Raw genomic sequence first — 15,759 nt, forward strand, 5'->3', positions numbered from 1 at the left:
GCGGAGAATCTTTTGAGCGACTCCGTGACCGTCGCCGCCATCATCACCGGCGGAACAGTCATCTCAGCCCTGCTCGCATACCTCGGGGTCCGAGTGAACAAGGCCATCGGCCACGCAAAATCTGCCGCCGATGACTCCGCGGCCACCAAAGAGCAGGTGCAGAACTCGCACACCACCAACCTCCGCGAAGAGTCCGATACCCGACACGATGCGGTGATGCTCGCCCTCGAAGGGATCCAGGGCAAGCAGGCCGAGCAGGCGCGCAGCATCGACGACGTGAAGGCATCCCAGCGCGGGCTCCAGCGCGACATCGGCCGGCTCGCAGACGCCGACCTCGAACACACGAAGGCGGCCCGCGAAGACCGGGAACGCCTCTCCAAGCACCTCGAATCCACCATCGCCGGTACACCCGGCACGAAGGAGTAGCTATGTCCGCCGAATCCAACATCGCCAAGATCAAGGCCAAGATCGCCGAGGCGCAGGCTTACGCCAAGTTCGTCGCCGCGTGTGTCGGTGGCGCGCTCACTGTGGGGTCGTCCCTGATCCCCACCGAGTGGGCGATCTACGCCACAGTCGGCCTCGCCGTCCTCACCGCGTTCAGTGTATGGCGATTCCCCAATACCCCGACGCCCACCGGCGACCACTCGGCCTAAGCACCAGGAGCCCCCCATATGACCGTTGTCACCATCACCGCGGCCGACATTCTCGCCCTCGGTGGAAGCCTGCCCCTGTCCGGGTTCATGCAAGTCTGGGCGCTCACTCCCATCGACGGCCAGATTGATCAGGCTCGGGCGGCCGAGTACCGTCTTGCTGACGGGGAGATCACCCTGGGTGCGGCGCCGGTTGGTGGTGCGATCCTCCTGGTGCCCCGGGGTGTGCGCGGCCTCACTGAATCGTGGGCCGTCACCCCGCCCACTGGCCCGATCGGCCTGGCGGATCTCATCGCGGGCTACCGGGTGGACGTGTCCACTCTTCTGCCCCTCCCTGAGATCCCGCCGTCCGTGGCTGAGATCCTTGTGCAGGTCGAGGAGGCTGGGCGGGCTGTCGTCCTCGTAGCAGCCTCAGCGGCTGGATCGGCTAGCGCTGCTGGGCAGAGCGCTGCGGACGCGGCCAGCGCCCGGCAGGAGGCTATCGACGCCGCTGCGAGGGTGCCCACCGAGGAGCAACTAACCGCCACGTTTGTCGCATCGAACCCGACCCTCATCGTGACCTACAACGGTGACAGCTCGGTGGCATCGACCACGGAGAACGGCGTGCTCACCACGTTCACGTACAACACGGACGGCACGGTTAAAACGCAGACCCGCTCCGGGACCACGCGCACATTCACCTACGATGCCAACGGCAACGTGACGGGAGCAAACTGATGGACGTTGTAACGCTCGGCATGGCAAAGGCTGACGCTGGCAAGAAGATAGACGACGCGACCCGCGCTCACGCCGCAATCCTGATGGACAAGCTTGCCACCGGCGTCGAGGGCGGAACGCTGGTTTTCGTCGGCGACTCGACGTTCGTGGACACCATCACCGGAACGGTCGTACAGACCCCGCTGAGGATCGCGCAGTCCCTCGCAGCCAAGTACCCGGCTCTCCGCGTTCTCTTCCGTGAGTGGGACGACACCTCGCAGACCTATCCCGCGATCACAACCGTTCAGGCGGGTGTCAACTCCCGGTCGGTGTCGGACGGCATTACGATCGGCGCAAGTCCAACCATTGAGTCTGCAACCGTGGCGTTCAAGCCCACCGATGTCGGCCGGGCCATTGCCGGGACGAACATCCCCGCAGGTGCCAGAATTTCGGCGTACATCTCTGCAACGAAAGTGACGATCAGCGCGAACGCGACCGCGGCAGGAGCAGGAACGTCGATCACGGTCGGCCCGTACATCCTTGATGTATACAACGCTTCACGCTCAGGTGCGAACGCGAGCTACCCCACGACGACAGTTGCCCGATTCGCCACGATGTTCCCCATGACCGGCATCCCGAGCAGCTTCCCCGATCTCATCATCATTGACCACGGGCACAACTCGGCAGGCATGACGACGGAATATCGAAAAGTCCACCTGACCCTCGTCCGCACACTGCAAGACTTCTTCCCGCGTGCGGGCATCATCAACCTCGCACAGTCGCCGCGACGAGCATCCGGGGACTCGTACAACAACGACTACGCCAATGATCTGGTCAGGGCGCGGGTCGTGAAAGCACTGTCCGCGTCCGAGGGGTTGGGCCTGGTAAATGCCCTAGACACGTTCCTCGCGAACCCGGACTACGCCACCCAGTGGCTGGTCAGTGATGGGCTCCACCCCAACGCGGCAGGTTACTCGGTCATCTTCGATCTGCTCTGGTCTGCATTTCGCACCTCCGCTAAGAACACGCCGGTGGCGGTCGTCCCGCGCGAGTCGAAGATGTTCATCCCTGCCAAGGCGTTCGATGCCCTGACGGGCATACCTGCCTACTCGGTGGTAAACGGACAGGCGGGTGCATGGGGTTTCGCGACAGACTTGGATCAGTCCGTCGTCGCTTCGTGCACGCCGCCCTCGCACTGGCAGACGATGGATGTGTACGTGGTGTGGACGACGGCACTCGGTTATGCCTCTGGGTCGAACCGCACCGTTACGTGGAGGCCGTCCACGCGCAGGCAGATGATCGGCCCATCTGACCTGCAACTCGAAAACTCAGTGAGCGTAACGGGTAGCTGGATTGTAGGAGCCGAATCGACACAGAACGCCACCCTGCTTGGAACATGGTCGACATACGCGAAGCTCATCATGACTGATCAGCTTGCGCGCAAGCCCTACTCGGCCACCGATTACCAGTTTGGCTGGGGCAACCTGCTCAAGATCGAGCGGCTGGGACTGGGTAGCGCTCTCGACAACAACCCGGACACGGTCTACATGCTCGGCGTCCTGCTCGTGCGCGCCTCCTAAGCCCGTCAACCTGACCCAGATTGCATCATCGATTCACCGGCCCCGGCCACTCTCTTCGGAGGGTGGCCGGGGCTTTTCTGCGTCCTCGCTCGCTACTTACTCGCTGTTTTGGGCGGCAGGCCGCCACAAACCACGGCAGATTGCGGACGGTCACGCAAGGGAATGTGCAGGTTGTGGCAGATTTCAGACGGTTGCGGCATGCGGCACGCCAGAACTTCAGCTTCCCAAGCTGATAGCGCGGGTTCGATTCCCGTCATCCGCTCCAGATCTAGGATGCGTGCCCCGCCAGCCATTGCGTTGGACCGGATTTTTCGCGCAATCAGCGATTTACACGCTGTTTCGAGCGAACTCGGGTTCGTGCCGCGCACTCAGCCGTTCCAGGCACGAAGGAACGCGGCGTCGCTCGCGTACCCCTCGGCCTCATCCAGCAGGTGTGGCTTGCCCAGCTCGTCGGCCTTCAGCCTCGACATGTCGGCCAGGTCGTGCAGGCGGATGATCGCGACTCGCAGCACATCCGCCCACGACGCGTCCGACCCGTAGGCGTCGAGGATCAGCTGGGTGCGCCGCCGGGCGTGCTCCATGCCGGGAGCGTTCGGCGGGGTCACCCCGGTGAGCGGCACGGCCCGCGTGGCGAAGTACGCGATGTCCCAGAGGCGCGGTCCGGGTGAGCACATGTCGAAGTCGATCGCGCCGGTGAGGTGGCCATCCGTGAACGCGAGATTGTGCGGGGCGAAATCGTTGTGGCAGATCACCTCGCTGGGCACCTTCGCGCGCGACTGCCAGATGCGGTCGTCCAAGGCGAAGCCGATGCTCGCATCGTGCAACTGGCGGAGGAACTGGGCGCCCTCGGTGAGCACGTTCTCCGCCCACACCCAGTCGGGCAGCGGGTACACCGGAACGTCACCGTCGATGAAGGTCAACCGCTCGCGGTCGCCGTCCACCCCAAGCGGCCTCGGCGCCCAGTCGACACCCGCCATAGCGAGGTAGTCGAGGTAGGCGTGCACGGTCGGGGTCCACGGGCCGCCGGTGCGCAGCACAGTGTCGCCGTCGCGGTGGACCTCGTTCATGTTGCCGCCAGCCAGAACGGTGGTCGAAGGCTCAGGGGTCATCGGCACAGGGTTCATCGGCACGTGGTTCATCCGCACAGAGTCCATCCGCACAGGCTACGCGACCGGCCCGAACCGGGCACGGGCGAGCCGGCTCACGCGGGGCGGAGCTCGTCCGGCGCGGGAAAGGGCAGCTGGTAGCGGTCGCTGTTGGCGCCCACCGCGGACGCGGCACCATACTCGTCGGCCACCACGGTGATCCCGTCGCCGCTCGCTTCGCTGATGCGCACAGGTCGTTCAGTGCCGTCCGGCAGCCGCAACAGGTACCGATCGGCCAGGAAACCGATTCCCAGCTCCTCCAGGGTCTCCTCGGCCTCCAGCCAGTCGACCGGTTCCGCAGTCACCCAACGACCCAGGCGATCCACCGGGCGGAAGCCGTCGCCCTCGGGCACGATCCAGCCCACCGGCTCGCGATCCTCGCGGCGGTGTTCGATCCAGTGCTCGGGCAACATGCTCCCCGACGCTAGCAGGCGGAGGAGAACTCCAGACCGCTGCCCGCATCCGTTCTCTGAGCGACCATTCAGCCAGGAATTCCCCGCCACGAAAGGGCGTTTCCCACAAGACACGCGATCGAAAGGAACATGCCATGGGCAAAACCTGGTTCATCACCGGAGCATCGAAGGGCTTCGGCCGCGAATGGGCGGAAGCAGCCTTGGAGCGCGGGGACTCCGTCGCCGGCACCGCACGAAAGCTGGAAACGCTTGACGACCTGCGGGACACGTACCCCGAGACCTTCCTAGCGCTGCGCCTGGACGTGACCGACAGGGACGCCGATTTCGCGGCCGTGCAGCGGGCCGCCGAGCACTTCGGGCGGCTCGACGTTGTTGTCAACAATGCCGGCTATGGCCATTTCGGCATGGTGGAAGAACTGGCAGAGGGCGAGGCGCGTGCCCAGCTTGAAACCAATCTGTTCGGTGCGCTCTGGGTCACCCAGGCCGCGGTCCCCATCATGCGTGAGCAGGGTTCCGGGCACATCATCCAGGTGTCCAGCATCGGCGGCATCAGCGCCTTCCCCTCCGTGGGGATCTATCACGCATCCAAGTGGGCGCTCGAGGGCCTCTCTCAGGCGCTCGCCCAGGAAGTCGCGGGTTTCGGCATCCACGTGACGCTGGTGGAACCCGGCGGGTTCTCCACCGACTGGTCTGGGCCGTCCGCCTCACACAGCGAAGAGCTGCCGGAGTACGCCGAAGTACGGAAGGCCGCCGCGAGTCGCCCGTCCGCCATGGACCCCGGCGACCCCACGGCCACCCGGAGCGCGATCCTCAAGGTCGTCGACGCCGAGACACCGCCCCTGCGCATCTTCTTCGGGCGCGCACCCCTCGCGATTGCGACGAAGGACTACGAATCCCGTCTGTCCACGTGGAATGAATGGCAGCCGGTCTCGATCGAGGCTCACGGCAACTGAGCACTCGGGCGGGCGCCACTGTCGGACAACGCTAGCCGGCGGCGTTCGGCAGTTGCTCGGGGCAGTCCCCACCCGGCTCCGTCGCAAGTTCGAAGTGCCACATCTCGTTGGCGTAGATCTGGCAGAGCCCGTAGTCGGCGCCGTGTTGGCTCAGCCAGCTGTCCGCATCCGTTCGCCCGATGTCGACGGCCTCGCCGGTGACGTGCCTGGACTGCTCGGGCGACAGCACGAACTGCCCCGCCGCCTCCAGGCTGCCGTACTCGATCACCGCGGCGTCGAGCAGGGACTGCTGGTACGCGGCGCTCCGCCATCCGCTGGTGACGACGAAGTCGATGTCGTCGGCGATGGCGTCGCGAGCGGCATTCTGCATGGCCGCGCGCAGATCGGGGTCGAGGTTGGCGATCGCGGGCAGATCGTCGGCAAAGGGCGACACGGCCTCGCCCTCCTCGATCAGGCCGTCCGCGGCACCCATCACGTGGGGGTCCGCGCTCCGAAGCACCCCGCTGGCGGATGCGCCATCGCGCGGCAGTGCGGCCAGAACCGCCCCTCCGGCCGCCAAGGCGCCGACCAGCACCAGGCTCAGAATCGTGAGTGTTTTCGTCTTCGACACGGATGCGTCTCCTTCTTATCGATCGGAGACATCAGTCCACCAGCGCGGCCGTTGCCGCAGCGTTGCGGAAAGCGCATACGCTCCCGATACACCGCCGGTCAGCCACGCCGGACAGCACCACTAGACAGCAGCGCCGGTCAACCGCCCGCGGTTATGGCGGCGGTCGTAGCAGTGGGGCCGGGGAACCGGACCGTCACGGTCAGTCCGCCGGAGGGGCGCGCCGCGATGTCGAGCACCGCGTCGTGCACGTCGACCACCCGGGCGACGAGGGCGAGGCCGAGGCCGCTGCCCACCGGCGCGCGGCCCGGCCCGGCTGAGCGGGTACCGACGCGGGCGACCCCACGAACGAACGGCTCGGTGAGGGTTCCGAGCATCTCGGCGGCCACGACCGGGCCGGAGTTGCTCACCGTGAGCTGCACGGCCCCGTCCGCCACGGTCTCGGTGCGCACCTCGAGCCAGCCGGTCGGCGCCGTGTTGTGGCGGATGCCGTTGAGGATCAGGTTGGCCGTGAGCTGGCGCACGAGCGTGCCGCTGCCGTCGAAGTCCCCCTCACCGAGCTCACTCGTGATGGTGACCCCGGCTTCGTCGGCCAGGGGACGGAGTTCCCGGATCACGTCGCCCGCGATCTCGGCCAGGTCGAGCGGGGTTCGGGCGATCGCGCGGCCCTCGTCGATGGTCGCGAGGGACAGCAGCGCCTCCACCACCTCGATACCGCGCCGGTTCGTCTCGTCCAGCCGGCGCAGCAGCTTCTCGATGTCCAGGCCGGCCGGGTCGGCCAGCGCGACGTCGAGCATCGACCGTTCGATCGCGTAGGGGGTGCGCAGCTCGTGCGCGGCGTTCGCGGCGAACCGGCGCTGGTTGTCGAATGAGGTCTGCAGCCGGTCGAGCATCGAGTCGAAGGTGTCGGCGAGTTCATGGAATTCGTCGTGCGGGCCGCCCAGGTGCACCCGGTGGTCGAACGAGCCCGCGGCGACGCGTCGGGCGACCCCGTTGATCTGCTGAAGCGGGCGCAGCATCCGGCCGGCCAGGAGCCAGCCGCCGCCGAATCCGATCACCAGGAGCACCACGAGCACCTGCCAGGTGCGCGGCCAGAGCGCGGCGAGCAGGTCGCCGCGATTGGGCACGAACGGCCCGCCGTTGTCGATGTTGCCGTCGGGCACGAACCGGAGGATGTAAAAAACGAGCGCCATGAGGGCGATGCCCGCGACCAGCAGGAACCCGGCATAGCTCAGGGTGAGGCGGAGCCGGGCGCTCACAAGTGCTCCTGAGCGGCGGCTTCCGCGGTGTCGAGCCGGTAGCCGACACCGGCGACGGTGTGGATGAGCCAGGGGTCGCCGAGCCGCTTGCGCAGCGACGAGATGGTGATGCGCACCGCGTTCGTGAACGGGTCGGCGTTCTCGTCCCAGGCCCGTTCGAGCAGTGTCTCGGCGCTGATCACTCCGCCGCGGGCGGCCAGGAGAACCTCGAGAACGGCGAACTGTTTGCGGGTGAGGGCCACGTAGCGTCCGTCGCGGTAGACCTCCCGCCGAAAGGTGTCGAGTCTGAGCCCGGCATACTCCTGCACGGGAGGCGCCCCCTCGGCCGGGCGCCGGCCCAGCGCCCGCAGGCGCATGACGAGTTCACGTAGTTCGAACGGCTTGGTGACGTAGTCGTCGGCGCCGATCTCGAAGCCGCGGATCTTCTCGTCGAGCAGGTCCGCCGCGGTCAGCATGAGGATGCGGCAGGGCAGCCCGGTCGTGATGATCCAGCGGGCGACGTCGTCGCCGTGGGTGCCGGGAATGTCCCGATCGAGGATGACGGCGTCGTACTCATTCACCGCCAGGTATTCGAGCGCGGTGTCGCCGTCGCCGACCATGTCCGAGGCAATGGCCTCCAGCCGAAGACCATCGCGGATGGCCTCGGCCAGATAGGGCTCGTCTTCGACGATCAGTACGCGCATCCCCTCATCGTAGGCAGCGGAGGTTATCGTCAGCGTATGCGGGCGCGCCGGTTGAGGCTGGGACGGCGAGGCCGATGAGGAGCGCGGCCCGGCGACGCCGTCCGGGCGCTGCGCATTAACGAGTGCCCGGTCAACCTCGAGTCCCGAATCGTGGTCTCACCGGCACTGCAAAAGGATCGCCCAGGCGATGGCGACACGTTCGTAGTCGGGAGGGGTCAGCCCCGCACGGCGGGAGCGGGAGATCCGGCGGCCTGCCACTCCTGCACGGTGACGGGGCGGTTCATGCCGGGGCCGGCGTACCAGATCGTGGAGTTGCCGCGGTAGGAGTAGAAGGTGTCTCCGGGCATCCGCTGCACCGACCGGGGTGTGGGAAAGGCCTCCGCCTGCCATTCGGCGTAACCGAGCGGGCGGCCGGCGCCTGTGCCGAGGTCGAGCATGCGGGCGAACTCGGGAGCCCAGCTCAGCTTGAGATAGCCCTCGTTGCTTCGCTGCACCTGGGTGCGGAAGCCGGAAGCGGCCCACTCGCCGTAGCTGAGCTTGTGGTTCACGCCGTCGGCACCTTCCACGAAGATCTCCGCCGAGGTGCCCCACTGGTAGTAGTAACTGTCCTTGATCCACCCCGCGGCGCGCGGGGCCGGTTGGCCGGCGGTGAGCCACTGCGGGAAGGACAGCGGCGTCCACATCCACTTGCTCTCGCCGCCGGGCCAGAACGTCACCGCGTATACGGTCGGCGACCACGGATACTTCACGAAGTCGGTCGACGCCGGTGTCGGCGTGCGGAGTCTGTAGACGTCGCGCCACTTCGCAAAGCTCAAGGGGACGGCCGTTTCACTGCCGTCGGCGCCGGGCACGATCTCGAAGATCGTCGAGTCGTAGACGACCTTGGCGAGCGTGACAGCGTCGGCCGCCGCGGTGTCTCCAGCGGGGGCGGGAGGGGTCGCGGTGCGGTCGGCGGGGTAGCCGGCGAAGATCTGCACCCAGAGCTTCTGGCTGGGGTTGTAGCCCACGCCGATGCGCGTGTAGCGGTCGTTCATGATGTTCGCGTAGTGGCCGCTGGAGGCGATCCACCCCGCCATCACCTGGCTGGCGTCGCGGTAGCCCTGGGCGATGTTCTCGCCGTTGGTGTCCCAGCCTTGCGTCAGGCGATCCGAGCGCCAGGTGTTGTCGCTGTGCCGGTAGCCCGACACGGCCATCTCGTCGGCCCAGGCCTGAGCCACCCGGTTGAGTTCGTCGCTCTCGACGAGCGGGATGCCGCCGTCCCGTGTGCGGGTCTCGTTGGTGAGGCGCACCACCGCGGACCGTTCGTCGGCGGGGGCCGCGTTCGCCGCTCCCACTCCCCCGGCAAGAACCGACAGGGCAACGAGCACGGCGCCGAGCTTCAGCGTGAGTCTGGTGCGCATGATTCTCCAAGGGCTTCGCGCCTGGACACCATCGCGGCACCGGGCCCCCGAGCATGACACAGTACGGGTCGGCCACGCCAGGAATCGGCGGGAACCCGGCTAGGGCGCGTTGACCACGTCGACGCTGTCGACGGCGGCCGTCATCGACTCGAGGAACTGTCGCACGAGGGCCGCGTCGTCCGGGCTGAGTGCCCGGGCCGCCTCGATCATGCGGGAGTGCATGGCGCCCAGGGTCTGGCGCACCTCTTCGTCGGAACCCGGTGTGGCGGTGATCATGTTGCTGCGGCGGTTGGTGGGGTGTGGGGTGCGCTGCACATGGCCGCTCTTGGTGAGCCGGTCGAGCAGAGCGGTCACGGACGCGCTCGTCATACCGAGGTGGTCGGCGAGGTTGCGACCCGACACGATTCGTTGTTCGCCCTGCGCCTTGATGAGAAACCGGAGCGCCTGGAGGTCCGTCGTGCCCATCCGCATGGAGTCGCGGGTGCGCCGGCGCATTGCTTCTTCTGCCAGTCGGTAGTCCAACAGGGTCGCGATCACCTCGTCGGCATGTGGCGCACTAACCGGACCGGTCAGACCGTCCGGTTGGTGGGGGACATTTTCCATGCAGAAAGTTTATTACGGTCCGTTAGGGCTGAGCGGATGCCGACCGGGCAGGCGGTACGTCGGAGTCGACGTGCGCGTCGATTTCGTCCACCGCCGCTCGCATGTTCTGCAGGAAGTCCACGACAACCTTGGCCTGAGCGGGGTCCAGCCGATTGGCCACCTCAACCATTCGCTCGGGCACGTCGCCCAGTGCGGCCTGGATTTCGGCATCCGTCGTAGCGGTGGGAATCAGGATCAGCGCCCGGCGGTCAAACGGGCTGTGCTCGCGCCGCACCTGACCGGCTTTTTCGAGGCGGTCGATCAACACCGTGGTCGAGGCGCTGGAGATGCCCAGGTAGGTGGTCAATTCCTTCGGACCGATGGAGCGGCCGTCCTGCTTCGCCGTGATGAGGTAACGCAGCGCCAGCAGGTCGTTCTCACCGAGACCCATGGCGCGTTGGGTGCGGCTGCGCATGGCGGATTCCGCCGCCCGATACGTTCTCATGGCCTCGAGCACGGCCACGCTCCGCTCGCGCTGGGCGTCGTCGGAGTACCAGTAATGCGTTCCCGCGTCCTGAACCGAATATGCCATCTATAAATACTAGTTCATCTAACAACTTGTCGTACAGGTGTCCCCGATGGCATGAAGGAGGCGAAGGTGAGTGTTATTTGCATTTCTTTTTCCTTCGTGTAAATTATTACTAGACAGCCGAACTAATAGACCATCTAGCTAAAGGGGAAAGTAATGACGCTTATCAACACCAGGCCACGCACGGATGCCCCGATGGCTGTTCCCACGGCTGTCCCGACCGCCGAGATCGCCTGGTATAACCCCGAAGGCAACCTCTGGGTCGCCGCGGCGAACGGCGAGCACGCCGGGATGGTCGAGTTCGTCGACGGACACTTCACCGTTCGCAGCAGCACGGGATCCGTCGTGGCCGAGACCAGCAGCATCCCCGCCGCCCAGGCCGCGCTGGCCCGCTACATCGACGCGCCCACCTCGGTGCCGCCGCGCTCGTTCTTCCGACGGGAGCCGCGTCCGGTCTACCTGCGCGACTCCATCGCCGCCTAACTCGTCCCAACCCGCACCACCTTCACAGCATCACCGTTTACCGCACCACCCTTCATCGCACCAAAGATCAGAAAGCAGACACACTCATGGGCTTCTTCGGATTCCTTCTTCTCGGCCTCCTCGCCGGCGCCATCGCCAAGCTCATCCTCCCCGGCAAGGACGGCGGCGGCTGGGTCGTCACCCTCGTGCTCGGCGTTGTCGGCGCACTGCTCGGCGGGTTCCTCGGCGGTCTGCTCTTCAACGCACCGCTGCAGGACTTCTTCTCGCTGCAGACCTGGCTCCTGGCCATCGGTGGCTCGATCATCGTGCTCGTGATCTACGGCGCGCTCACCGGACGCCGCCGCTAGGCAGCACCGCACTACTCAGTACGTCACGGCACCGGCCCCTCAGGGGTCGGTGCCGCGTCAGTTAACCGCCATGCCGAACTGCCGGCCTGTCCGGGTCCGATGGGTCAGGCCAGTACGTCCATGAAGGCCGCCGCGGCCAGTGTGCACCGGCGTTCCGAGGCGATGACGCCCACCCGCCACTCAATGGTCTCGACCAGCGGCACGTGCACGAGGTTCTCGAATCGGTCGGCGAGGTGGGTGGTCAGCACCACTGCGGCCAGCCCGCTGAGCACGATGTCCGCCGCCGTGTTCACATCGTTCACCTCGTAGGCCAGGTGCGGCGCCACCCGCGCACGCTCGAATCCCCGGTCCGTCATGGCCCGCAGCGCCCAGGTCGAGGTGAATCCCACCAGATCGATCCCCGCGAGTTCGGCCAGCGACACTGACTCGCGCCCCGCCAGCGGATGCATCGGCCCGACCGCCGCCGTGAGCACCTCGCTGTGCAGCTCGCGCACGAGCAACCCCGGTTCCTTGGCGCGCCGCAACGGCACGACGGCCACGTCGAGCGCGCCCTCGCTCACCGCGGCGAACAGGTCCATGATCGGGGCCTGACGCAGTTCGATCCGCACGGCGGGGTGGGCGGCGCGATACGACGTGAGGGCGGCGATCATCCCCCGCCAGGCGCCCTGTGTGACGCCGATGGCGAGGCGCCCGCGAATCTCGGCCCGATCGGGCGCGAGCAGCTCCCGGGTTTCGTCGACCGATCTCAGGATGCCGCGGGCCCGCTCCAACAGCAGCTCGCCATCCTGGGTCAGGCTGATCTTCTGCGTGGAGCGTTCGAACAACGACACCCCGAGCTCGGTCTCGAGGGCCTTGATCTGCGTGCTGATCGCGGACTGCACCACATGGCTCCGCCGCGCGGCGCGAGTGAAGCTGAGCTCCTCGGCCGCGGCCACGAAGTACTCCAGCTGCTTGAGCTCCACAGCACCCCTTGGTCATCTGATCTTGAGATACACCTTATCTCCGATCATCACCGGAATCGAGGACTATCCGGAGCCCAGAGACGCTTGGATCAGACGTGGCATCGACATCACTGCCACATCTCGGCTCCGTCTGAAAGGCCCTCCGATGAACACACTCTCCGGCTTGAACGCCCCCAGTGCTCCCGCCACGGCCGCCGCACCCTCGGGCCAGGCGCCGTCCGCCGGGCCGCGCAACGGCCGGGTCAGCCACGGAACCGGGTTCTGGATCGCCGCGGTCGCGTTCCTGATCGTGATGGCCTACAGCACGGTGCCCACGCCGCTCTGGTCGCTGTATCAGGTGCGGGATGGCTTCTCCACCTTCGCCATCACGATCGCCTTCGCCGCGTACGCGGTCGGCGTGGTGGTCAGCCTCTTCCTGGCTGGGCACCTGGGCGACACCGTCGGTCGGCGCCGCCTGCTGCTCGTCGCCCTCGCGCTCGAGATCGTGTCGGCCGTCATGTTCATCGCCTGGCCCGAACTGGCGGGGTTGATCACGGCTCGCGTCGTCTCCGGCCTCGGCATCGGGATGCTGACCGCCACCGCGACGGCTCACATCGTGGACCTGCACCTCACCGCACGCTCCTCCGCCGACCCCACCCGCGGGCAGATCGTCTCGGGCATGGCCAATCTCGGCGGCTTCGGCGTGGGCGCCCTCGGGTCGGGCCTCCTCGCCCAGTTCGCACCCGAGCCTCTCGTCACGCCGTATGTCGTGTTCCTCGTGCTGCTCGCCCTCGCCTTCGTCGGCATTTTGCTGGTGCCCGAGACGGCCAATCGGCCGGCGGTGGCGCCACGGTACCGGCCACAGCGGGTGAGCGTGCCCGCACACACCGGGCGGTTCCTGCTCGCCGGCGGCCTCGCGTTCGTGGCCTTCGCGGTGCTCGGTCTGTTCACCTCCCTCGCACCGAGTTTCGTCTCCGGCCGGCTGCAGATCAGTTCCCATGCCGTGGCTGGGCTCGTCGTGTTCGGCACCTTTGCGGCCGCCGCGCTCTCCCAGGTCGCCGTGCGGAGCCTGACGCCGCGCACCCAGATCCTGGTGGGCACCGTGCTCTTCACGGTCGGCCTCGCCGGGGTCGCCGCCGTGGTGGTGGCGGCGGGCAACGTCCTGCTGTTCGTACTCGGCGGCGTGGTCGCCGGCGCAGGTGCCGGCATCCTCTTCAAGGCGGCCTTGGCCGTGGCCGGTTCGCTGGCTTCGTCGGCGAACCGGGGCGAGGTGCTCGCGGGCATCTTCCTGATCGGATATGTGGGCCTCACCCTGCCCGTGGTGGGAATCGGGGTGGCCACGCTCACGGTGAGCCTCGCCGCGGCGCTCGTCGGGTTCGCCGCCATGATCATCGCCCTGGCGCTGGCGACGGCGCTGCCGCTGCTCGCTCCGCGGCACTGGAACTGACCCGAAGCCGTTCACGGCGACCGTTGCCGGATTCCCGATCCTGGTTACGATCGAGGGGCAGGTCGGGGCCATCGCCCGCCCCCGGCGAGCATCCTGAGCGGGGGAGCCAAGGAGCCCACATGTCCCGCACGTATCTCGTCACCGGCGCCGCTTCCGGCATCGGCCAGGCCACCGCCGAACGCCTCCGCAGCCAGGGCGACCGCGTCATCGGCGCCGACCTCCACGACGCCGACATCCAGGTGGACCTGTCCACCGCCGCAGGGCGGGAGGAACTCATCGCTCGGGCCGGCGAGCTGAGCGGCGGCAGCCTCGACGGTGTCGCGGCGATCGCCGGCCTGGCCGCTCCCATTGCGGCAACCGTGGCGGTGAACTACTTCGGCGCCATCGGCACCCTCGTCGGCGCCCGGCCGTTGCTGGCCACGTCCCCGGCGCCACGGGCCGTTGCCGTCTCTTCGATCTCCTCACTGCAGCCGGCCGATACCGCCCTGGTGGAGCTGATGCTGGCCGGCGACGAAGCCGGCGCCCTGGCGCTGGCCGAGGTGCTGGCTGCCGGCGCGGATGCCCACCAGATCTACGCGTCCTCTAAGCAGGCCCTGTCCCGATGGCTGCGGCGCACCGCCGCGTCGGCGGACTGGGCCGGCGCGGGCATCGCGCTGAACGGGGTCGGCCCCGGCGTGGTGATCACGCCGATGACCCGCGACCTGATGGCCACGCCGGAGTCCGTCGCCGCCCTGCTGGAGATGGTGCCGATGCCGCTGAACGGGCCGGTGGAGCCGGAGAAGGTCGCCGATCTCCTCTGCTGGCTGCTCGGCGAGGGCAACTCCCATGTGACCGGCCAGATCGTCTTCATCGACGGAGGCTACGACGCGCTGACCCGCTCCGACACGGTCTGGTGAGCGGCGCGGCGGCGCATCCGGTCCGCTGACGGCCGTCCTGCCCCTTGTGGCGACGATGACCCCCGTCGTGGGGCAGAATAGGCAGACGAGTTCCAATGGAGGACAGCATGAGCGGCGACACCCAGGACGAACCGATTCAGGACCAGCACAGCTTCACCGGTGACGACATGGTGGCGGGCATCCTGGTGCAGCACGAGGCCGACCTGGCCGGCCACGATGAGGCCGAGGTTCTGGATGCGCTGCGGGAACGTCTCGCCGATGGCGGCCACGAGATGACCGACGAGGTCCTCCGCGAGCACGCGCACCGCATCGCCGGGCTCAAGCCCAACAAGTTCTCCGAGCAGTAGCGACAGCAGCAGTGGGCTGAGCTGCCTGCTCCGCGTTACCGCGGCATTGCCTTGCCCGCCTCACGGCGCACGGGCGGGCTTCCTTAGACGGCGGAGCCGGTGGCGATGTACAGCGCGCTCAGGGCGCCCCGGGCGGTGATGGCGACGTTCTCCGGGTAGTCGCCGAGCACCGGAGGCCTGCGCAGCCCGCCTTTCGGGCTCCAGCCCCAGGCCGAGTGCCGGCGGATGTCGAGCAGCATGGCCGCGCGCGGGTCATCCGGCGACGGTTCCCGCTCCAGGCGGGCTACGGCTTCTTCCCGCAGGTACACGTCGACGGGCTCGAGGTGGCCGTCGCGGCCACGCGGGGTGCCGTGGACGACGAAGACACCCCGGTCGACCAGGCTGGCGGTGGTCGCCTCAGAGACGGATGCCCACAGGTCGGTCACGGCGAAGTACACCTTCCACGGCTTCCCGCGGGCCACAAACGCCTCCAACGCCGCGTCGAGCGGCAGGTTGCCCGTCGGTGACCCATCCACCACGGTGAGGGCGGCGCTCGAGGGCTGGCCGAAGCGGGACTTCTTGGCCACGAGCCGGCCGCGCAGGGCGAGGTCGATGATCGCGGCGACGGCGAGGTCCATCGCTCCGAAGCGGAGGTGTCCGGTGAGGGGCGGCAGCGCCAGCTGCAGTTCTTCGGGCAAGCTCAATGTTGTGGTCGTGACATCGGCACGGGTATTCAGGTCGCAGTTGGGCACGGGTGGGCTC

20 protein-coding genes and 1 tRNA gene are annotated in these 15,759 nt (G+C 67.5%); 11 read left to right on the forward strand and 10 right to left on the reverse strand.

Going from position 1 to position 15,759, the window contains the following annotated elements; translation table 11 throughout:
* The first annotated feature begins 12 nt into the window (after positions 1 to 12).
* From PA27867_RS18245 to PA27867_RS20815, 5 genes are all read left to right on the forward strand, one after another.
* Positions 13 to 426 (forward strand): hypothetical protein, encoded by a 414-nt coding sequence (locus PA27867_RS18245; protein WP_066598474.1) that lies wholly within the window; start codon positions 13 to 15, stop codon positions 424 to 426.
* Between the two features lie 2 nt (positions 427 to 428).
* Entirely contained in the window at positions 429 to 653 is a 225-nt protein-coding gene (locus PA27867_RS18250) for a hypothetical protein (protein WP_066598475.1), read from the forward strand.
* An 18-nt stretch (positions 654 to 671) separates the two neighbouring features.
* Positions 672 to 1,367 carry a hypothetical protein gene (locus tag PA27867_RS18255; RefSeq protein WP_066598476.1) on the forward strand — a complete coding sequence of 232 codons (696 nt, stop codon included), beginning with the start codon at positions 672 to 674 and terminating at the stop codon, positions 1,365 to 1,367.
* Positions 1,367 to 2,926, forward strand: a complete 1,560-nt coding sequence (locus PA27867_RS18260) for an SGNH/GDSL hydrolase family protein (RefSeq protein ID WP_066598477.1) — start codon at positions 1,367 to 1,369, stop codon at positions 2,924 to 2,926. Before PA27867_RS18255 ends, PA27867_RS18260 begins: the two co-directional genes overlap by 1 nt.
* A 166-nt stretch (positions 2,927 to 3,092) precedes the next feature.
* Positions 3,093 to 3,191, forward strand: a tRNA-Gly gene (locus PA27867_RS20815).
* A 103-nt stretch (positions 3,192 to 3,294) separates the two neighbouring features.
* On the opposite strand, the gene PA27867_RS18265 is transcribed toward PA27867_RS20815, so the two are convergent.
* Both PA27867_RS18265 and PA27867_RS18270 read right to left on the reverse strand, forming a co-directional pair.
* A complete protein-coding gene (locus PA27867_RS18265; protein ID WP_236900761.1) occupies positions 3,295 to 4,080 on the reverse strand; it encodes an aminoglycoside phosphotransferase family protein in 786 nt (261 codons plus the stop codon).
* Positions 4,081 to 4,127: 47 nt separating this feature from the next.
* The gene (locus PA27867_RS18270) at positions 4,128 to 4,484 is read right to left on the reverse strand and encodes a hypothetical protein (protein ID WP_066598478.1); all 357 of its coding nucleotides are present in this window, start codon (positions 4,482 to 4,484) and stop codon (positions 4,128 to 4,130) included.
* Between the two features lie 134 nt (positions 4,485 to 4,618).
* Here PA27867_RS18270 and PA27867_RS18275 point away from each other — a divergent pair, with 134 nt between their 5' ends.
* Positions 4,619 to 5,437: an SDR family oxidoreductase gene (locus PA27867_RS18275; protein ID WP_066598479.1), complete on the forward strand. Its 819-nt coding sequence runs from the start codon at positions 4,619 to 4,621 to the stop codon at positions 5,435 to 5,437.
* 31 nt (positions 5,438 to 5,468) lie between these two features.
* Here the strand turns inward: PA27867_RS18275 and PA27867_RS18280 are convergent, their stop codons facing one another.
* From PA27867_RS18280 to PA27867_RS18305, 6 genes are all read right to left on the reverse strand, one after another.
* Positions 5,469 to 6,047 carry a M15 family metallopeptidase gene (locus tag PA27867_RS18280; RefSeq protein ID WP_236900762.1) on the reverse strand — a complete coding sequence of 193 codons (579 nt, stop codon included), beginning with the start codon at positions 6,045 to 6,047 and terminating at the stop codon, positions 5,469 to 5,471.
* Positions 6,048 to 6,184: 137 nt separating this feature from the next.
* Positions 6,185 to 7,303, reverse strand: coding sequence for a sensor histidine kinase (locus tag PA27867_RS18285; RefSeq protein ID WP_208857272.1), 1,119 nt, complete (start codon positions 7,301 to 7,303; stop codon positions 6,185 to 6,187).
* Positions 7,300 to 7,986, reverse strand: a complete 687-nt coding sequence (locus PA27867_RS18290; protein WP_066598481.1) for a response regulator transcription factor — start codon at positions 7,984 to 7,986, stop codon at positions 7,300 to 7,302. Before PA27867_RS18290 ends, PA27867_RS18285 begins: the two co-directional genes overlap by 4 nt.
* 215 nt (positions 7,987 to 8,201) lie before the next feature.
* Positions 8,202 to 9,386 carry a CAP domain-containing protein gene (locus PA27867_RS18295; RefSeq protein ID WP_066598482.1) on the reverse strand — a complete coding sequence of 395 codons (1,185 nt, stop codon included), beginning with the start codon at positions 9,384 to 9,386 and terminating at the stop codon, positions 8,202 to 8,204.
* A 99-nt stretch (positions 9,387 to 9,485) separates the two neighbouring features.
* The gene (locus PA27867_RS18300; RefSeq protein ID WP_066598483.1) at positions 9,486 to 9,989 is read right to left on the reverse strand and encodes a MarR family winged helix-turn-helix transcriptional regulator; all 504 of its coding nucleotides are present in this window, start codon (positions 9,987 to 9,989) and stop codon (positions 9,486 to 9,488) included.
* A 22-nt stretch (positions 9,990 to 10,011) separates the two neighbouring features.
* A complete protein-coding gene (locus tag PA27867_RS18305) occupies positions 10,012 to 10,560 on the reverse strand; it encodes a MarR family winged helix-turn-helix transcriptional regulator (RefSeq protein ID WP_066598484.1) in 549 nt (182 codons plus the stop codon).
* A gap of 153 nt (positions 10,561 to 10,713) precedes the next feature.
* Between PA27867_RS18305 and PA27867_RS18310 the strand changes: the two genes are divergently transcribed.
* Both PA27867_RS18310 and PA27867_RS18315 read left to right on the forward strand, forming a co-directional pair.
* Complete coding sequence (locus PA27867_RS18310; protein ID WP_157109293.1) at positions 10,714 to 11,040, forward strand: hypothetical protein; 327 nt, start codon at positions 10,714 to 10,716, stop codon at positions 11,038 to 11,040.
* An 86-nt stretch (positions 11,041 to 11,126) separates the two neighbouring features.
* Positions 11,127 to 11,387, forward strand: a complete 261-nt coding sequence (locus tag PA27867_RS18315) for a GlsB/YeaQ/YmgE family stress response membrane protein (RefSeq protein ID WP_066598486.1) — start codon at positions 11,127 to 11,129, stop codon at positions 11,385 to 11,387.
* Between the two features lie 104 nt (positions 11,388 to 11,491).
* Here PA27867_RS18315 and PA27867_RS18320 read toward each other — a convergent pair whose 3' ends face one another.
* Positions 11,492 to 12,349, reverse strand: a complete 858-nt coding sequence (locus PA27867_RS18320; protein ID WP_066598487.1) for a LysR family transcriptional regulator — start codon at positions 12,347 to 12,349, stop codon at positions 11,492 to 11,494.
* Between the two features lie 145 nt (positions 12,350 to 12,494).
* Here PA27867_RS18320 and PA27867_RS18325 point away from each other — a divergent pair, with 145 nt between their 5' ends.
* The 3 genes from PA27867_RS18325 to PA27867_RS18335 all read left to right on the forward strand — a co-directional run bounded on the left by PA27867_RS18325 (position 12,495) and on the right by PA27867_RS18335 (position 15,018).
* Positions 12,495 to 13,775, forward strand: coding sequence for an MFS transporter (locus PA27867_RS18325; protein WP_084021304.1), 1,281 nt, complete (start codon positions 12,495 to 12,497; stop codon positions 13,773 to 13,775).
* Between the two features lie 119 nt (positions 13,776 to 13,894).
* A complete protein-coding gene (locus tag PA27867_RS18330; protein WP_066598488.1) occupies positions 13,895 to 14,671 on the forward strand; it encodes an SDR family oxidoreductase in 777 nt (258 codons plus the stop codon).
* A gap of 107 nt (positions 14,672 to 14,778) precedes the next feature.
* On the forward strand, positions 14,779 to 15,018 hold the full coding sequence (locus PA27867_RS18335) for a hypothetical protein (protein ID WP_157109294.1): 240 nt from the start codon (positions 14,779 to 14,781) through the stop codon (positions 15,016 to 15,018).
* An 83-nt stretch (positions 15,019 to 15,101) separates the two neighbouring features.
* Here PA27867_RS18335 and PA27867_RS18340 read toward each other — a convergent pair whose 3' ends face one another.
* Positions 15,102 to 15,749: a GPP34 family phosphoprotein gene (locus tag PA27867_RS18340; protein ID WP_066598490.1), complete on the reverse strand. Its 648-nt coding sequence runs from the start codon at positions 15,747 to 15,749 to the stop codon at positions 15,102 to 15,104.
* Positions 15,750 to 15,759 lie beyond the last annotated feature (10 nt).

It is taken from the genome of Cryobacterium arcticum (assembly GCF_001679725.1).
GTDB lineage: Bacteria > Actinomycetota > Actinomycetes > Actinomycetales > Microbacteriaceae > Cryobacterium > Cryobacterium arcticum_A.